This is a genomic window from Rhodoblastus acidophilus (genome assembly GCF_025961575.1).
GTDB lineage: Bacteria > Pseudomonadota > Alphaproteobacteria > Rhizobiales > Beijerinckiaceae > Rhodoblastus > Rhodoblastus acidophilus_C.
Window position 1 is genome coordinate 1 of sequence record NZ_JAOQNX010000007.1, and the last position, 16,343, is coordinate 16,343.

Here is a 16,343-nt window from a genome sequence, read left to right on the forward strand (position 1 = left end):
AGGGCCTATGGGAGGCGATAGGCGCGCTCCTGTCAGCTTTCACGCCGCAAGAGTGCGCCAATTTCTTCGCCGCAGCAGGATATGATCCGGATTAAAGTCGAATCCGCTCTAGAGAGGCGTAAAAGCCTCGGCTGGCGGGATATTGCCGATGGGTTCCAGCAGTTGGCGGTGGTTGAACCCGTCGACCCATTCGAGCGTCGCGAACTCGACGGCCTCGAAACTCCGCCACGGCCCGCGCCGATGAATGACCTCGGCCTTGTAAAGCGCGTTGATCGTTTCGGCGAGCGCGTTGTCGTAGGACTCGCCAACGCTGCCGACCGAGAGCTCGATGCCTGCATCCGCCAGGCGTTCAATGTATTTAATCGAGAGGTCTTGGCTGCCGCGGTCGCGTGATGGACGTTGAAGGCGCGCGAGTCCGCCGGCAATCTGCTCGCCTTGCAGGCCATCCGTTCAGGCGCTGAGCCAACTCATGGCCCAGCATGCGCCCGACCCCAACGGCTTCCGGGTTCGTTTGAGGGAACTGGCGACCGCCCTTGTCGCGCAAGCGCCTCAAGGGAACAACGACATATATGTCGCAGGCCGCGCCGCAGAGCCTGCGCACCGGACGCGGTCGACGAGGCGGTCAAACGGCGCCGCTGGCCTGCTGGCGGACTTGTCTAATTCAAGCTGGCTTGCGGTCGCCTGGAGCAGCGTGAATCCAGCGGGAACGCAAAAAAATCTCCCAGCGGCGCTTGCAGAACCTTGGCGATCGCCACCAGATGCGCCGCGGAAACCCGCAGCGCCCCGTCCTCGTAGTCCTTGATCATCTGCGGCGCGACGCCCACCGCTTCCGCCAACTCCGACACGCCGAGCCTCATGCGCTGGCGTTTCACCCTTATCCGCGATCCGACCCATTGGTCGATTTTCTCGGCTGTGATCCGCGATCCCGACATTCGGTTTGCTCCCCGACCCGATTCTCCATGAATGCGGCGCGCCGCGATAGCCGCGTAACGGCTACGACCCGTAACGCCTCTTCCTGCGCATCCTCACCTTGCGCGCAAGCTATTCGGCGGCGCCGAGCGCGCTTGCGCTGGCGGCGCCGGAGTCCTTCAACGCCTTCAACAATTTTTGAGTCAGCGGCGGCGCGACGCGGCTTCGTGAAAGCGCGCCCTCGATGTCGCGCGCGAATTCGGGGAAGCGCGCGTTGAGCATGCGCTCATAGGTGGTGACCGCCGCCGCATCGCCGCGCCTGCGAGAAACGATGATCTTGGCCAAAACGCCGCTGGGGTGTTCGTCAATATAGGCGTTGTTCGCATAGGCCGCCGCGGTGGCGAAGTCGTCGCGCGCGAACGCCTCGAGAAACAGGTAGAACAGCACCCAACTCGGCGGAGAAGGATCGACGCGCATCGCGCGCTTGATCAGGGCGACGCCTTCGCCCAATTGGCCGGTATCCATGCGAATGCGACCGAGCCGATAAAGAATCTCGGGGGCGCCGGGGTTCTTCGCGAGCGCCTGATCGGCGAGCGCGAGGGCGTCGGCGTCCCGCTCCTGATCGTGATAGACGTCCGTCAGATTGCCGAAACCGGCGACCATCTGGTGATTATAGCCGAGCGCGCGAACGGTCAGATTTTCCGCAAGGGTGACGATCTGTGCGCCGGCCTCGTTCTCGAGCCCCCAGTGATGGAGCGTGATCAGCAGAGTCGCCAGAAGATTGCCCGCGAGCGCCTCGAAGCCGGGTTGGCGCGCCGTGTCGTCCAGGCAATCCGTGAGCGCGCGATAATCTCGCCCGACCGGATGCCGGACGAAAGCGGCGGCGTTCGTGACGCAAACGACCGCGGCGGACGGCCGCCGCCGCAAGACATCGGTGTACAAAGGTCCGTTCAGCCGCGACAGGATCGCCGCGGTTCCGCTGGCCGCGGCGGCCAGACCGTCCCCCTCCGTCTCGGCCAGGCTTTGCTTCTCGGCGAAAACCACGTCGCCTTTCACATTGGCGACGCTGATCGAGACAAAATCGGGTTCCGACGGATCCAGCGTCGCAAGCTTCAAGCGAAAGTCCGCCGCGTCACTCTCGTCGGCGTTCTCGGTGACGGAAAGCGTCCCATACATCCGCAGGTCCGCCTTCAGACTCTCCGCGAACGCGTTATACTTGGCTGCGGAGCGTGCGTTTGGATCGTCGAACGCCGCGTGATCCAGGCTCATTCGCGGCAAGCCCGATCTGGCTTGGCGAACGGCGCCGGCATTGATCACACGCTCTACGAGATACAGCAGGAGGCACGCGACGACCGCCGCGCCGATCCAGCCCAGCACGGCGGCGCGCCCCGTCCAGCCTATATTCGCCGCAGGCTGGGCTGAGGCCTTCGACGCTGTCGCGGTTTCGGTCCCGGTCGGTTCCGACGGCGGACCCGGGTCCTCGATGTCGGCGCGTAGGGTGAATGACGGACAATAGCCGCCGACCGGAATGCTGATACGGATGGGTTCGGACTCGCGCGCTTCGGCATAATAACGGTTCAGCGACTCGCGCACCCGCCGCGCCTGGACGCGGATATTGGACCTGGCGGCCGTGTCGAAGTCGGTGTTCTCATGATAGGCGTCGACCGCGATCGAATATTCCTTGATCAGATGGCCTCGCCCGGCAATTTCTTCTTCGACGACATAACGGAGAAACATCTGCCGACGCGGCGAGGAAAGAAACTCCTTCGCAGAGAGCACACGTCGGAGCGCCTCTCGTTTCTCGTTTTCGCCGATAAAGCTGGTGCTCGCCATCGATTTAAATCTCGATTAAATAATAAAAATTTCGCGCTCACGAAGTAAATCTAAGCCAATCGGAAACAGAATGCTCGAGGCGGCGTATCGTTAAGTTCACGCCTCAAAAGCCGACGAAAAACGCCGCCATAAACTTAAGGCGTCACAGGCCAAGCGATGCGCCTGTCAACGTTACAATATCATCTTGAAACATAAGATACTCAACGCCCAGTTGCTACAAACCCTGAGTTGCAATGAAAGACAACCCATGTGTATGGCGCGAAGCTTAACGTATGAACCTTCGTCATTAAATCTAGGCGCGGCGGGAATTTAGGCCCGTCATTACTGCGCTGGGACAGACGTCATCGGTAGAAGTACCCAATGACGCGGCGGCGATTCGGCGGCGACCGTCGCGATCGCGCAAAAACCATCGCCCATGGCGATGCCCGCGCATTTCGCCCGTGGGGACTCGGGACGATTCTGGATCCATTCGCGCGCGAGCAGCGAGTCGCCGCCGGGACGCTCATACGCCCGGCCGGAGCGATCCCGCGGGCGTGAAACCATGGATGGGACGCGCGGCGAGGCCGTGAGGCACAGACGGCGGGCGGGCGGCGGTTGGAGCATCGAGGAAACGGGCGGACGAAAGGCGTAGGCAGGCGGCCTTTATCTTGCCAAACCATTCCTTGACGTCGACCGGTTCAAGCGCGGCCAGGATGCGCGCGCCGGCGTCGGCCCCATGACCGAGCGGCAGCAGCACGGCCTCGAAGAAGGCGAGGTCGCCAACTTCAGACGTGGCCGCCACGCCCGCCACGATGGGGTGGAAGCCGCTGTGGCAGGCGCGCAGCAGCGCCCGGAGTTCTGGCCGATCGTCCGGCGCAAAGAGAGCGGCGAAGGAACAGGCGCGCTGCTCGCAGGCGAACAGAACATTAAGACCGTGGCAGGAGACGCGCACCGGAAATGTTTCCCCCGCATCGACTTCAAGCATCATCGTAGTGTTGAGCAAATGCTTCAGCGTGGCCAGTTCGACATCGCTTCGATCCGGCGCGGCTCGCAGGCCACGCAGTCGGTTCCAGTATTCGAACAGCTCTTTCGTCCCGCGCCGCCGCATGCCCGCCCCCAAGTGACGTTACGCAAACGACCAAGACTAGGCGACTCAAACGGCATTTACACAACGTTACGCGGGCCGCTGACACAGAGGCTAACAGTGACAGCTTGGATGTTACATAGCGGCGATGGGTCCCGACGGCGGGCGCCGCGGCGCAAATGCCGAAAGACATGCCCCCGTCGAGATCAAAAACTCACATGCGCGTCGCGGCGCCGTTCTTTTCGAAGAACGCCTTCATGCGATCGTAGCGTTCAGGGAAGCGCGCGGAAAATTTCTCGAACCGTTCGGGCGCGAAAGCATCCGCGAGGCTCATTTTCATGAACTGTTCGGGCGCGTAGATTGGCAGGTCAAAGGTTTGCGCCAGTTCGCGCGAGCGCGTGTCATAGTCGAACAAAGCCGAGGGCACGCCCACCGCCAGCGCCGGCAGCACCGCGTGGACGCGATAGCCGATGGCCGCGTCGAATTGCGGCGCATAAAAATCATAGTCGCTCGGGCGCGCATAATAATAAAGCTTGCTTTCATAGAGCCGCTTCAGCGTCGGGCCCGTGACATGGTCGAACCAGCCTTCCGCCGTCAATTTCGCCAAAGCCCAGTCCTTCAGCTGCGGCGCGCGATAAAAAAACGCCTTTTCCTCGGGCTCGCCATGGCAGGAGAGATGCAGATCGGAGACGAGATCGAGCCGCGCGATCACCTGCTTTTGGGTCTCGACGAATTGCGCGGGATCGAGCGCGTAATTCTTGTCCACCTCCCGCCGCACGCTGAAGGTGACGCGCTTCGGCCCGCCTTCGACATGGCGCAGTTTCAAGCCCCGGTTGCGGTCGCGAAAAAGGGTCGGACAGCCCACGACCTCGACATTTTTGACCCCGTTGCGCTGAAGAGTTTCCGCCGAAAAAGCGCCGCGCACGCCGATCGAGTGACAATGGTCGCTGATGATCTTCCACACGCGAAGACCCTGGGGCGACAGATCGATGGGACGTTCGGTCTCGGCCTGGGCGCCGACGCCGCAGGCGACGACTGGCAGATCAAGCGCTTCGAGCCAGTCGGCAAACGGGCCCCATTCCATGGTCTCGTGCAGATAATTGGAGCCGCGCAGCACGATCGTGCTCTTGGCCTCCTTGAGCATGGCGACGACTTTTTCATCCACGGGCTGGTCGATGTTGAGGTCATAGGCGCCCGAACGCGCGCCGGCTAGGCGCAAGGTCGATTCGTAGACACACACGTCGCCCGTGTTGAAATATTGCGAGACCATTTTCGGCAAAGGTTTTTCAAACCAATTGACGAGATCCTGGCCAACCCGGACGCCCGCATACTTTACGTAGGTAACATGCATGTCTTCAATCCTTTGCGCCTGTTAATAAATTTCTATCATCGCGAGGGATCGCCGCAAGTTAAGCCTCATTCTTATGCTCACGAGGCCTTAATTTAATTCGTGGTCATGTAATGTAAAAATGAATACATATTCGATGCTGAGGAGTTCGGGTGAAAAATCCCTGGAAAATATGGCCTGGCCTGCTCCTGACCTGCGCCCTGGCGTCTCCCGCCGCCGCATTCGAGGGGCCGGCGCCCGCTGCGGCCGATGACGCGACCATCGACGTGCGCTGCACGGGAGAGGACGATTCCGCGGCGATCAACGCCGCGATCGACGCCATTCGTCAGCGGCCGGCATCCTCACGCTATGCCTGGCCGGTCGGCCATGTCGGAACAGTGCGGCTGGCCAGCCGGCGTTGCGTGATCCGCAACACCCTCAACCTGACCCATCTCTACGGATCGGGATTTGTCGGCGCGTTCTGGGGAAGCGAAATTCTCTGCCGCACCGGGTCCAAACCCTGCATCGACGCCACGGGATCGGGGCAGTTCAGCCTGCTCGGCCTCAACCTGTCAGGCGATTGCGAGACCGACACGCCCGCCATCGGTCTCGTGCTCGCGCGCAAGACCGAGAGTCTTTCAGCCGGCGCCGACCACGTTCATCTCGACCATCCGACGCTCGCTGGCTGTTTCGGCCTGACCGCCTTCTACAACCGGTCCTCGGAAACCACCCATATTGTCGCGGGCGGGTTTTACAATTATCGCGACGGCGCCTATGCGGCGATCTGGGACGGTTCGAATTTTTTCGGCTTCCAAAGCGCATTCTACCCCGAACGCTATACGCCGGGAAAATTCTCATCCTTCAATGAAAACACCTGCGACACCTGCATCTTCGAAACCTTTGGGCGCGGCGCGACGCCGTTGTGGATCGGCGGCGCGGTGCGCCACAAGTTCATCAATGGCTATGCGCTTGCCGAACATGCCGAGGGCGCCCCGGGCCTCATCCTGTCCTTCGCCAATGCCGCGCCGAACGATTTTCTCGACCTCGACATTCACTTCGAGAACACCAGCCTCGGCAGCCTGATTTCGATCGTCGGCGCGGAACACCCGACCCTGCGCAGCCTGCGCATCAACGAACCCATCGCCTTCGCCTCTGGCGCGATTTTTCGCCGCGACGGGGCGGTGAAAACGGTGCGCATCGAGGACGCGAATTTTCGTGTCGGACATTTCAACGCAGCCGGCGCCAGCCTGTTCGACGAACCGCGCGCCTTTGCCGTGTCCGGGTCGATCTACTGCCACGAAGCGCAATGCCAGGCGCCGGAAAATTTTTCCGGCGCGTTGTGCATCGGCGGCGCCTGCTCGCAAAAGTAAGCGCCGCCTTCGCCCTGGCGCCGGTCAGGCGACCTTGGCGGCGACGAGGCCGTTCTGCTGGGCGCGCGCGGCCAGGGCGACGCGGATGTGAACGGGAACCTGGCGCGGAGACTTGGCTCTCGCATACGGCATTTCGTCCATATCCTTGCCGAACGGATGCAGCGCCTGGCGCTCGTCCCAATTGTCAAAGGCGAGCCGCTGGGGATGGTCGATAAAAGTTTCCGCCGGCGTGTTCTCCGCGAGGATCAAAGCGTGATCGTCGAGTTCGATATGGTAATAAGTGAACACGCGCGGGACCACGGTCTGGCGGACGATGGACGCGCCATTCACCAGCGCGCCCGCGTGAACCAGAACGCCGTCGACGAGCACCGCATGATCGGGCGAAAGCACCAGATCGCGTGATGGAACGTTTTCACCGAGCGCGCCCGCCTTGATGCGGATCGGCCAGACTTTTTCCGGGTCGGAGAACACGGTCGAAATCGTCTGGCGGCCGAGCCAGCTGATCGGCGCCGCGACGCCGTCCGCGGTCGTCACGAGATCGCCGGCCTTCAACGTCTCCACAGGTTTTTCCCCGTCCGGGGTGCGGATCATCGTGCCGCGATAGAAGCAGATGGCGCTGACGGTGATCGTGTCGACGCCGCCATTTTCCTGAAGCGAGAATTTCATGCCCTTGTAGTCGCCGTCGAGCTGGATTTGTTCGAGCACCGAGCCATCGGCCCCTGTCACGGTCAGCACGTCCGTCCTGGCGTTGAAATGCACCTTGTCGCCGGCATGACCGGAACTCGCGACCATGATCTTGTCGTCGCCGTCAAAATTTTCGACCGTCGCCTGGAATTTCGTCACTTCGCCGGAACCGCCGGCGCCCTCGCCGGTGAGGTCGAGCACGCCGGCGCCGGCGAAATCGATCACGGTGTTGCTGACGCCATCCAGCATGGTTTCGGCCCCGCCGACCGCGCCGTCGAGCTTCAGCGTGGCGCCGTCGTCGATGCGCATGATGAGACCTTCGTTGCCGGCGTCCACGGCGCCCTTGATCTCCAGCGTGCCGCCCTGCGCGACGATCAGACCGTCGCCATCCGCGGCGCCGTCGATCACGCCATGGCCGGAGATTTCGCCGTCGACGTCGACCTCCTGCGTCGTCAGCACGCCGCCATTGAGCGACAATTCCGCGCGATCCGCCACAGTGACGGACTTTGCCACCGCCGGCGCCGACGCCGGGTCGTCCACGACAATATGTTTCCCGCCGGTGATAACGGCGTCGTCGTCCGCGGTCGGCGCGCCGTTCGCCCAGTTCGACCCTTTGTCCCAATTGCCGGAATGTTTGCTGGTGTCGGTGGCCATGTGACGACTCCCTCCTCATCGATCCAGGATCGCCCCGACGCTTTTGCGCACGCAAACCTGGAACAACTCCTCGTTGTGAGGACAGCAGGCCGCAGGTCGCAAGACGGCACAAGCGCCGGCGCCAAAACGGCGACGGAATCGATTGGTTTTGAGACTCTTTCGCGATGGTTGAGACAGAAATTGCGTTTATGAGATTCTGCGCCACAACCTGGAGACGCAGTCTTGCCGCCGCAAAACCTCTCGCGCCCCGCGACCAACCACAGGCCCGCGCGATCCACGATCGAGGGCAACGGCGTCTTCGCCGGCCTGTTCGCAGCGTTTTCGACGCCGGACGCGCTCGCGCAATCCGGCGTCGCGACACAGATTTTGGCGACGCGACATTTCGTCCTGAGCCGCAGCCGCGCCAATGGTCTACGGCTCTGCCGCGACATCCAGGGATTGCGCGACGGTCTCGATCTGTTCGCGCTGGTGCTGCGCCGCGCCGATGCGGAGGGCGCGCCCTCTGCATCGGGCGATCGTGTCGAAATCCACGATCTCGCGCAGCCCTTCGTTCTGGACTCGCTCGACGAGGCGAAAGAATTTTTGGCGTTATGGATTCCGCGGTCGCGCGTTCTGCGCGGCTTCTCGAACGAACTGGCGCTGCATGGCCTGTCGCTGGCGCGCGATCTTCCGGCGGCGGATATTTTGGCGAGCGCGCTCGAATGTTTCGCGCGTCGCGCCGAGGCCATGAACGTCGACGAATTCGACGCGGCGGCGACGGGCCTCGTCGATCTCGCGGCCAGCGCGATCAACCAGCGCCTGCGCGCGGAGCTTGGTCCCGCGCTCGGCTCGCCGGTCGCCTCCTTCGTCGCGATCCGCCGTTACATCGACCAGAACATCGCTTCGCCCAGCCTCAGCGCGGAAAAATTATCGACCCTGTTCGGCCTGTCGCGCGCGTCGCTCTACCGGCTGTTCGAGCCGGTGGGCGGCGTCGGAACCTACATCCGCAATGCAAGGCTGTCGCGCGCCCACCAGGAAATTGTCGCGCCGCAAAACGCCGACTGCCGCGCCGGCCATATCGCCATGCGCCTGGGATTTCCCAGCCCGGCCGCGTTCAATCGCCTGTTCAAGGAGACCTATGGCGTGACGCCCAAAGCGGCGCGTGAACGCGCGCTGGCGCCCGTGGCCGACCAACACGCGCTTGTCGCGCCGGCGGGCGGCGCCGGCCTGTCGCATTTTTTGGGATTGCTGCAGAAGTAGAGGCGCCCGCCGCTCATACCTCTAAAGCCGGAGCGCTGTTCGCTGGCGCTCCTTCTCCCCTTGCGGGAGAAGGTGGCCGCGCAGCGGCCGGATGAGGGGTTCGTCCGCCTTCGCTTCACCCTGCGCGACGCGGCGACGCGCCGAAGGCCGTTCGGCTCCAATGCCGCTCAGTGCGCTTGTAGGACGCGGCGCAGTGCATGGCGGCGAAGGCGAGCGCTTCGTGGCGGTCGAGCACGCGAATGCGCGACAGCTGTTCCAGACCGCCCTCCTCCGCGAGCGCCTGTCCAAGCATGCGCGTCATCAAGCCGGGTCCGGTCGCCAGCCACAAAATTTCGGTCTTGCCTTGGTTGACCGCTCTCACCGCCTCGTCGAAGGCGGCGCCGATCACGAGGTTTTTCGGCGCGCAGGCGATAAAATTATTGCCGACCGAACCGATGTCTTCCTGGTAGAGCACGAGTTCTGCGCCGTCGTTCAACAAAGGCGTCAGGTCGGCCTGGCAGCGATCGTCGCAATCGGCGTAAATCCCGCCGTTCTCAAACAGCCAGCCGAGCCGGAAAATATCCGCCTTCATCGCCGGCTCGGCGGCGCGGTCGAAGGCGCGCAAGGGCGCGGCGCCGATCTCGCGCAGAAAGGCGCGTGCTTCGCCTTCATTCACGCGACGATGCGCGAGGCCAGGATTTTTCGCGCGCCAAGATCCGACATAGGTTTCGAGATCGGCGGGGAGTTCGTCGCTGTCCCAAAACTGCGTCAGCGCGAACGGAATGCGCGCCGATCCCGCGTTCATGGGGTCGCGACGAAACGCGCCGGACTGGCGCAGGGCGATGAGCAGCGCGATGGCGCCCGGCGTATAGTCGGGAAAATCGCCGACGACTTTTCGCAAAGCGTCGATCCGTTCCTCGCCCTGAATTGCCAGCGCCTCGCGGGTGCGCGCGCAGGCGTGACGGTCGAGACGGAACTCGTCGAACAATTGTCCGTAATGCGTCTGAGAGGGCGAAGCCGAAACGCCCTTGATGCGGTTGATCCCGCGGTTGAGCCGGGCGAGTTCGCGCAAATGGTCGCCGGCTTTTTCCAGATCGAAGCGCAGCAAATCGGTATGGATGAGACGATCGAGAATCCAGCCGTCGTCCGGCGCGGCGGCGCGCGCGGCGGAGATTTTTTCGCTGGCCGCGTCGAGCCGCCATTGCGCGAGATCGGACATGCCATCGGCGAAGAGCATTCCGGGCCCCGACACATCCGTCTCCTGAAAACGTCCCAACTCCGCATCGAGCAGGGCCGCCTTGAGCCGCAGTCGTGCATGGCGAGGAAACGCCTTTCGCCCGGCCTCGGCCGCCTCTGTCGCCGCGCCAAGATCGCCGACAGTCTTGAACAGGTCGATGCGTGCGACAAAATAATCGGCGCTCTCGCCGCGCGCGTCCCGAAACGCGTCAAGCTCGGCAAGCGCCGCGTCGAACGCCCCGAGCGCGAGCTGCAGCTTGACCTTTTCCAGAGCGATCCAATTACGCGCCGGATCTTTCTCCAAGGCTTTTTCGTAAAGCGCCAAAGCCTGAGGCAGGTCGTCGCTCAATTCCGCGCGACGCGCCCGCGCCTCCAGCACCGCAACATGATCCGGCGCAAGCGCGAGGGCGCGCGTAAACCAATGGTTCGCCCGCGCCGCGTCCCCCTGGCGCAGCAGAAGATTAGCCATGTCGAGATGGGCGGCAACATCGTCCGGCCAGCGCGCAAGCAGCTCCGCGCAAAAATGCGCCGCGCCGGGAAAATCCCGATCTGCGACGGCGAGGCGCGCCAGCAGGCGCAGCGGTTCGGGATCGTCGGGACGGCGCGCCGCCCAGGCGCGCAAGGCGTCGCGCGCTTTGGCCCGCGCCTCGTCCGCGCAATGCAGCGCCGCGAGTTCGCCATAGGCGTGCGGACGCTCGGGCGCCAATTCAATGGCCGCAAGATATTGCATAGCGGCCGCCGCGACATCATCTCGCGCGCGAAAAATATTGCCGAGGCCGACGAGCGGCCAATAGCGATCCCCAGCGCCATCCGCGAGTTTTTTGTACGCCGCCTCGGCTGCATCGAGATGATTTTCGGCAAGCCACACGCCCGCCTGCGCGAGTTGCAAACCTCGGTCGTCCGGCGCTTTTTGCAAGGCGGCGGCTAAAACATCCGCCGCCGCGCCTTCGCGCCCGCGCATTTTTAGCAGATAAAACAGGTCCAGCGCCGCGGCGGTGGCGGAAGCGCCGTCGCCCTCGACCAATGCCGTCAAAAGCCTCTGCGCCTCTTCAAAACGCTTGTCCCTGACGCATTGCTGCGCCTGGTCCAGCAAGAGCCAGGGATCGCCGGGACGGCGCGCCAGTCCCTCGCTGAGAATGCGTCGCGCCTTCGCCTCGTCGCCCTGTCCGCGCTCCAGCGCCGCGAGGCTGCGCAAGGCAGGGACAAAGCCGGGGTCCGCCCCGAGCATGTATTCGTAGTGTCGGCGCGCAGCCGAAATTTCCCCCGCGCCGCGCGCCTGTTCGGCGGCTCGAAAGCGGGCCCAGAGATCGACCGGTTCCGTTTGTCGCCGCGCCTGATCCAGCACGCCCGCAAGCGTTGCGGCCATCTCGTCATCGCCGAGGCGACGCAGGGCGTCGATATGGCCTTCCGCACGCGCCCACTCCCGGGCCTTCACCGCCGCGGTCACGCAATCGCGCGTGTTGGCGATGTTTTGCGGATCGCTTTCCGCGGCCTTCTCGAACCATCCCAAGCTCGCGCCAAAATCGCCGGTGTGCCCGCAGGTCTGCGCGAGGCCGCGCAGCGCCGCCACGAAATGCGGGTCCGCCTCCACCAGCTCCGAAAACAGCTGCGCGGCATCCTCGAACCTGCGCAATTGCATCAGCGCGACGCCGAGGCTGTGGCGCGTCCATCGGTCGCCTGGAACGAGCGCGTCGAGCGTGCGCCAAAGGGCTTCGGCGCGCACGCCATCGCCGGCCGCCGTCGCCTGGCGCGCCAGACCGCGCAGCGCCTTGACGCCAATATCGTTGCGCGCCCAGAAGGCCAAGAAGGCCGTCTGCGCCGCATCGGCTTCGCCAGCGTCGAGATGGCGCCAGGCGGCCTCGCAGGCGCCGGACATTTCCTCAAAAGTCCCGAAGGCGCTGGACATGACGTCTCCTCAATAGGCGGAGAAAATTTTCAAGGGCATGGGTTTGTTGACTTCGATGCGCGCGTTCACGCCGAGGTCGACGAACAGAAGACGGTCCGGTCCGAGTCGATATTCGATGGCGCCCTCAAAACCGCCGCTGCGGCGCCGATCGTTCTGCGACCCCTCGACGATGGCGATCGAAACCGGCGCCGCGCTCCACAAAGCGACGATCGACAGCGGCTCGCCGCCGTCCGCCAACACGGCCATGCCGATCTCGTCGAAGCAAGCCGCAGACAAATCGGTCTCGACCAATTCGGCCTCGCGCAACAGAAGCAGTTCCAAAAAGTGCTGCGCGCTTTTCAGCGGGTCTTCCACCAAAACCTCAGCGCCATTCGATTTCGGCTGAACCAGCGAATGGTCGAAGGCGCCGAGCTGCTGCACATATTTGAGAAACGCCGCTTCGGCGGGCGACAGCATGCCGCGCACGCGCATCCATTCAAGACGCGCAAGCGCCGCCGCCGGCGCCTGGAACAGATCGGATCGTCCCTTGGTGGCGCTGCTCTGCAGCAGCGAAAAATCGCTGCTTTCGAGCTTGACGATCACGCGCGGCAAATCGCTGGGGTCGGCGACGGCGATGGGAAAGCTGAACCCCAGTCTGCCGTCGGCGAGGCCGGCGGCCTTCAGATCGTCGCGGACGATGCCGATGCGGCCGGAGCCGACGCATTGATCGTCGACAAAGGCTAGCACCGTGCGATCAAAAACCTCGCCGAAATCAGAATAGAGCCATCCGTCGATCCTTTCGTCGTTCACGAGTTCAATCGCGCCGCGCAGCATTCCCAGTCTCCAAAATTTTCCGAGCGCAAATCAGGCGTGAGGCGCCGGCTCGCGTTTCGCCATGACCGGCGGCGCCTGCCACCGACCCGAAAAGGCCGCGAGATAGCGGCGCGCCATTTCCAAGCCGTCGAACGGTTTTGGAAGCCCGTCCACCAGGGAGAAATAGGTCTCCTCGCAGGCCGCCTCGATCATGCAGCGCGCGAGATCGGCGCCGTCGCCGACGCGAAAATGTTTTCCGCTCACGCCATCCACGACCTTTTCGGCCATGCCGCCGATGCCGCTGCACAGCACCGGGCAGCCCACGGCAAAAGCCTCCTGGATCACCACCGGCGAGTTCTCCCACCAGCGGCTCGGCGTCAGCACATAATCGCAATCCGCCATCAGGCGCGCGACATTGGTGTTGTCATAGGGTCCCAGATATTCGACCAGACCGCTGGAGCAGGCGTCCTTGAAGCGTGTGACGAACTGCTCGCTCTGGCCGATGATGTTGCCGTGCACGCGGATTTTTATGTTGGGAACCTTGCTCTTGTGCAGTTTTTCCGCCGCATCGAGGATGACATCCACCCCCTTGAACGGGTTGATCTGGCCGAAGAATCCAAAGGTCCAGGCGCCGCGCGCATCGGCATTGTGGCGCGACGAACAGGTCGGCAGTTCGGCGAGGCCATTTTCAATCACCGAGAATTTTTCGCGCTCCAATCCCCACGCACAAAAGCGCTCGGCCAGGAACTGGCTCGGGGAGATCAGCACGTCGAAGCCGCGCAATGTTTCGAGAAACAGCTTTTTGCGGAAGATGAAATCGTGCCGCGTCATCGACGGGAAGCAGGCGGCGCAGGACGCGCTCGACTCCTGCGCGCACAGACGCTGCCCGACCGGCGTCACCATTTGTCCGTGGTTGTAGCAGATCGCCAGGAACTCGTGGAGGGTGAAGGCGAGTTTCAGACCGGGCAAGGCGCGGATGCGGCGCAGCGCGCCGAGGCCGAGATTGGTGAAGTGATGGAAATTGACCAATTGCACGCGGCGAGCGCGCAAAATGGCTTCAAGCTCCTCGCCGACGCGCGCGGCGCCGAGTTGAAAAAAATGCTCGAACATGTCGCCGCGCACGAAGACCGCATATTCGTTCTCCGAGGCCAGCGCCAGTTTTGCGCGCGAGTCCTCAGCGCAGGCCGCGATGAAAATCGCGTCCACGCCCGCCGTTCGCAAACCCTTGTAGAGCGTGTAGGCGGCGATCTCCGCGCCGCCCTTGCTCACGCTGGGATGGGAATGCGAGACAATGGCGATGCGCGGCGCTTCGGCCAGGACTTCCGTTTTCCTCATGATTGCGCTCCCAAGGCCAGCACGCGATTGACATGTTCGATCAGCCGCGGCGGCGGCGCCGTCCGGCGTAAAACTTCGGCGCCCGCCGCGATCCTGCGCGCCTCTGGGAACACCTCGGCATCGACCGCGCTGCGCAGCGGCAGGCGGCGATTTTGATCGCGCAAGAAACGGCGCCACGCCTGTGAGGACCATGAGAAGGCGGCGGAGCCAATCCGCGCCGGCAGCCAGGGCTGGTCCGGGTCCGAGGCGTCAAAAAAGGTCAGGTCGTCGCCGGCGCCGACAAGACGGTCAAGCGCGGCCCAGCCGGCGTCCGCCAGCGCCACATCGGGCCCGACGAAAACGAAGCGGCGCGCGTCCACCAGCGACAGCGCGGCGTCCAGGCTCCATAGCGCGCAATCGACGTCGGCGACGAAGACAAGGCTCGCCGCCCCGGCGAAATTCTCGGCAAATTCTGCAAACAGCTCGCCGATCTCGCCATGACGAGAAGACTCCGGCGCGACGATCACCACGCCGACGCCCTGCGCGCGGCACCCGGCGAGACGCGCGCGCAAATGTTCGAACAGGAGGAATTGCAGGCGGCGCTCCGAGGGCGCGCAGAAGATCAGCGCGTGGGCGCAGGGGGTGACGATGTCGCCCATGACCCGCCCGTAATCGCGCGCGCAGGTCTCATGCACGGCGAGCGCCAGCGGCTTGAAGAAAGCTTCGCGTTCGAGCACGGGATAGAAATCGCGCAAGCCCGCGAGATCGGCGGGGGAGAGACGGACGATCTGCACATCGTCCAGCCGGTGATGCGTCGAGGCGCTGTTCTCGTAAGTCAGCCGCAAGGTCGCGGCGCAAAAGTCCGCATCGCGCAGATCGCCGCGAAACACAATGGTGAAGCCCGCGCGCTCGATGGCGGCGCCCATGCGGGGAAATCCAGCGGTCAGGTCCGGGCGCGGCGCGAAATGCAGCGACGACGGCGCGGCCTCCAAGACTTCCTCGCCGAGTTTTAACGCCATGCCCGTGACGCGGTGCGACGGGCTGACGACCCAGCCCTTCATGAACACGCCAAAGCCCTCGATAAACTGGGCGGCGTCGACAGCGAGCTTGATCTTTTTCGACGCCGGGGTTTCGAGCGCCCAGCCGTCGGTCTCGGCGGCGATGGCGAGCATGGCGCGGGCGAGCGCGCGACTATACGGCTCGTCCTGGGAGCGCAAATGACCGAACACTTCGCCGGGCGTGGTCACGCGCAAAGGCCGCAACGCGCGCAGCACATTTTCTCCGTTTTCGCCGAACGCCACCAGGGCGTCGGAGGACGCCGACGGACGCCAGTCGGTGAGCAGCGCGCCGACGATGCCGACCGCGGGCTCGGCGAGGTCGGCGCGCCGAAAATAGGCGCAGCGCAGACCCGCAGCATATTTGCGCCGGTCGAGCACGACGGCTGGAAATTCGGCCGCGCCGCGGCTCGAGGTCCAGCCGAGGAACCACAGAACGTTCCCCGCGCCGAAGGCGATGGCTTCGATCACGCCATCGGCGTCGGCCGCGGTCTTGCGCGGCGGCTGGAACAGCATGTCGCCAGCGCCTTGGCGCGCGATCTCCAACGATTCGAGCAGCGCCTGCCCCTCGCTGCGCTTGAGCCAGGCCTCGCGCGCCTCAAGCAGCGCGCCCAGAGTCGGCAGCCCGTCATGGGACGGAAGAGTCCAGCCCTGACCGGCGATGCGCACCGAAAACTCCTTGGCGGCGAAAACCGGCCTGTTGAGCAGGAAGGCGTCGAAGACGGAGGCGTCGAAGCAGAAGCCGAAACGGCCCTGTATGCCGATGGCCTCGCAGACGTCCCGGCGCGCATGGGCGGCGCGCGCACTCGCGACCGCCGCGCCATTGACCACGAGTTCGACCTCGCATTCGGCGGCGGCGTCGGCAATGTCGACGCACCAGCCGGTCAAGCCGGATTGCGGATCGAACGCGTCCACCGCGCCGAACATGCCCGCGCCATCTCTTTCGCTGGGCGCAAGCTTGAAATTCATTCCCATCGGCCGT

Annotated in this window: 11 protein-coding genes and 1 pseudogene; 2 read left to right on the forward strand and 10 right to left on the reverse strand. The window is 63.9% G+C overall.

What is annotated here, in order from left to right:
- Window positions 1–108: 108 nt before the first annotated feature.
- From M2320_RS06270 to M2320_RS06290, 5 genes and pseudogenes are all read right to left on the reverse strand, one after another.
- Window positions 109–387: pseudogene (locus M2320_RS06270) on the reverse strand (integrase core domain-containing protein); the annotation flags it as partial.
- 269 nt (window positions 388–656) lie between these two features.
- Window positions 657–932 carry a helix-turn-helix domain-containing protein gene (locus M2320_RS06275; RefSeq protein WP_264596540.1) on the reverse strand — a complete coding sequence of 92 codons (276 nt, stop codon included), beginning with the start codon at window positions 930–932 and terminating at the stop codon, window positions 657–659.
- Between the two features lie 109 nt (window positions 933–1,041).
- On the reverse strand, window positions 1,042–2,646 hold the full coding sequence (locus tag M2320_RS06280) for a tetratricopeptide repeat protein (RefSeq protein ID WP_264596541.1): 1,605 nt from the start codon (window positions 2,644–2,646) through the stop codon (window positions 1,042–1,044).
- A gap of 598 nt (window positions 2,647–3,244) precedes the next feature.
- Entirely contained in the window at window positions 3,245–3,829 is a 585-nt protein-coding gene (locus M2320_RS06285) for a PAS domain-containing protein (protein WP_264596542.1), read from the reverse strand.
- Between the two features lie 190 nt (window positions 3,830–4,019).
- Window positions 4,020–5,156, reverse strand: a complete 1,137-nt coding sequence (locus M2320_RS06290; RefSeq protein ID WP_264596543.1) for a polysaccharide pyruvyl transferase family protein — start codon at window positions 5,154–5,156, stop codon at window positions 4,020–4,022.
- A gap of 149 nt (window positions 5,157–5,305) precedes the next feature.
- On the opposite strand from M2320_RS06290, the gene M2320_RS06295 reads away from it, so the two are divergent.
- Entirely contained in the window at window positions 5,306–6,502 is a 1,197-nt protein-coding gene (locus M2320_RS06295) for a hypothetical protein (RefSeq protein WP_264596544.1), read from the forward strand.
- A 24-nt stretch (window positions 6,503–6,526) separates the two neighbouring features.
- Here the strand turns inward: M2320_RS06295 and M2320_RS06300 are convergent, their stop codons facing one another.
- Window positions 6,527–7,840, reverse strand: coding sequence for a Hint domain-containing protein (locus tag M2320_RS06300; protein WP_264596545.1), 1,314 nt, complete (start codon window positions 7,838–7,840; stop codon window positions 6,527–6,529).
- A 222-nt stretch (window positions 7,841–8,062) separates the two neighbouring features.
- Here M2320_RS06300 and M2320_RS06305 point away from each other — a divergent pair, with 222 nt between their 5' ends.
- On the forward strand, window positions 8,063–9,079 hold the full coding sequence (locus tag M2320_RS06305) for a helix-turn-helix domain-containing protein (protein ID WP_264596546.1): 1,017 nt from the start codon (window positions 8,063–8,065) through the stop codon (window positions 9,077–9,079).
- A gap of 115 nt (window positions 9,080–9,194) precedes the next feature.
- Here the strand turns inward: M2320_RS06305 and M2320_RS06310 are convergent, their stop codons facing one another.
- From M2320_RS06310 to M2320_RS06325, 4 genes are read right to left on the reverse strand one after another with little or no spacing between them, the layout of a single operon-like run.
- Window positions 9,195–12,200 (reverse strand): tetratricopeptide repeat protein, encoded by a 3,006-nt coding sequence (locus M2320_RS06310; RefSeq protein WP_264596547.1) that lies wholly within the window; start codon window positions 12,198–12,200, stop codon window positions 9,195–9,197.
- A gap of 9 nt (window positions 12,201–12,209) precedes the next feature.
- A complete protein-coding gene (locus M2320_RS06315; protein ID WP_264596548.1) occupies window positions 12,210–13,013 on the reverse strand; it encodes a hypothetical protein in 804 nt (267 codons plus the stop codon).
- Between the two features lie 30 nt (window positions 13,014–13,043).
- Window positions 13,044–14,327 carry a glycosyltransferase gene (locus M2320_RS06320; RefSeq protein WP_264596549.1) on the reverse strand — a complete coding sequence of 428 codons (1,284 nt, stop codon included), beginning with the start codon at window positions 14,325–14,327 and terminating at the stop codon, window positions 13,044–13,046.
- On the reverse strand, window positions 14,324–16,336 hold the full coding sequence (locus M2320_RS06325) for a hypothetical protein (protein WP_264596550.1): 2,013 nt from the start codon (window positions 16,334–16,336) through the stop codon (window positions 14,324–14,326). The genes M2320_RS06320 and M2320_RS06325 overlap by 4 nt, the downstream gene beginning before the upstream one ends.
- Window positions 16,337–16,343: the final 7 nt, after the last annotated feature.

What these genes read in the sequence shown, in the direction of transcription:
- M2320_RS06275 (WP_264596540.1), bottom strand. Translation starts at nt 932, where the DNA reads ATGTCGGGATCGCGGATCACAGCCGAGAAAATCGACCAATGGGTCGGA.
- M2320_RS06320 (WP_264596549.1), bottom strand. Translation starts at nt 14,327, where the DNA reads ATGAGGAAAACGGAAGTCCTGGCCGAAGCGCCGCGCATCGCCATTGTC.
- M2320_RS06285 (WP_264596542.1), bottom strand. Translation starts at nt 3,829, where the DNA reads ATGCGGCGGCGCGGGACGAAAGAGCTGTTCGAATACTGGAACCGACTG.
- M2320_RS06290 (WP_264596543.1), bottom strand. Translation starts at nt 5,156, where the DNA reads ATGCATGTTACCTACGTAAAGTATGCGGGCGTCCGGGTTGGCCAGGAT.
- M2320_RS06280 (WP_264596541.1), bottom strand. Translation starts at nt 2,646, where the DNA reads ATGTTTCTCCGTTATGTCGTCGAAGAAGAAATTGCCGGGCGAGGCCAT.
- M2320_RS06300 (WP_264596545.1), bottom strand. Translation starts at nt 7,840, where the DNA reads ATGGCCACCGACACCAGCAAACATTCCGGCAATTGGGACAAAGGGTCG.
- M2320_RS06310 (WP_264596547.1), bottom strand. Translation starts at nt 12,200, where the DNA reads ATGTCCAGCGCCTTCGGGACTTTTGAGGAAATGTCCGGCGCCTGCGAG.
- M2320_RS06315 (WP_264596548.1), bottom strand. Translation starts at nt 13,013, where the DNA reads ATGCTGCGCGGCGCGATTGAACTCGTGAACGACGAAAGGATCGACGGA.
- M2320_RS06325 (WP_264596550.1), bottom strand. Translation starts at nt 16,336, where the DNA reads ATGGGAATGAATTTCAAGCTTGCGCCCAGCGAAAGAGATGGCGCGGGC.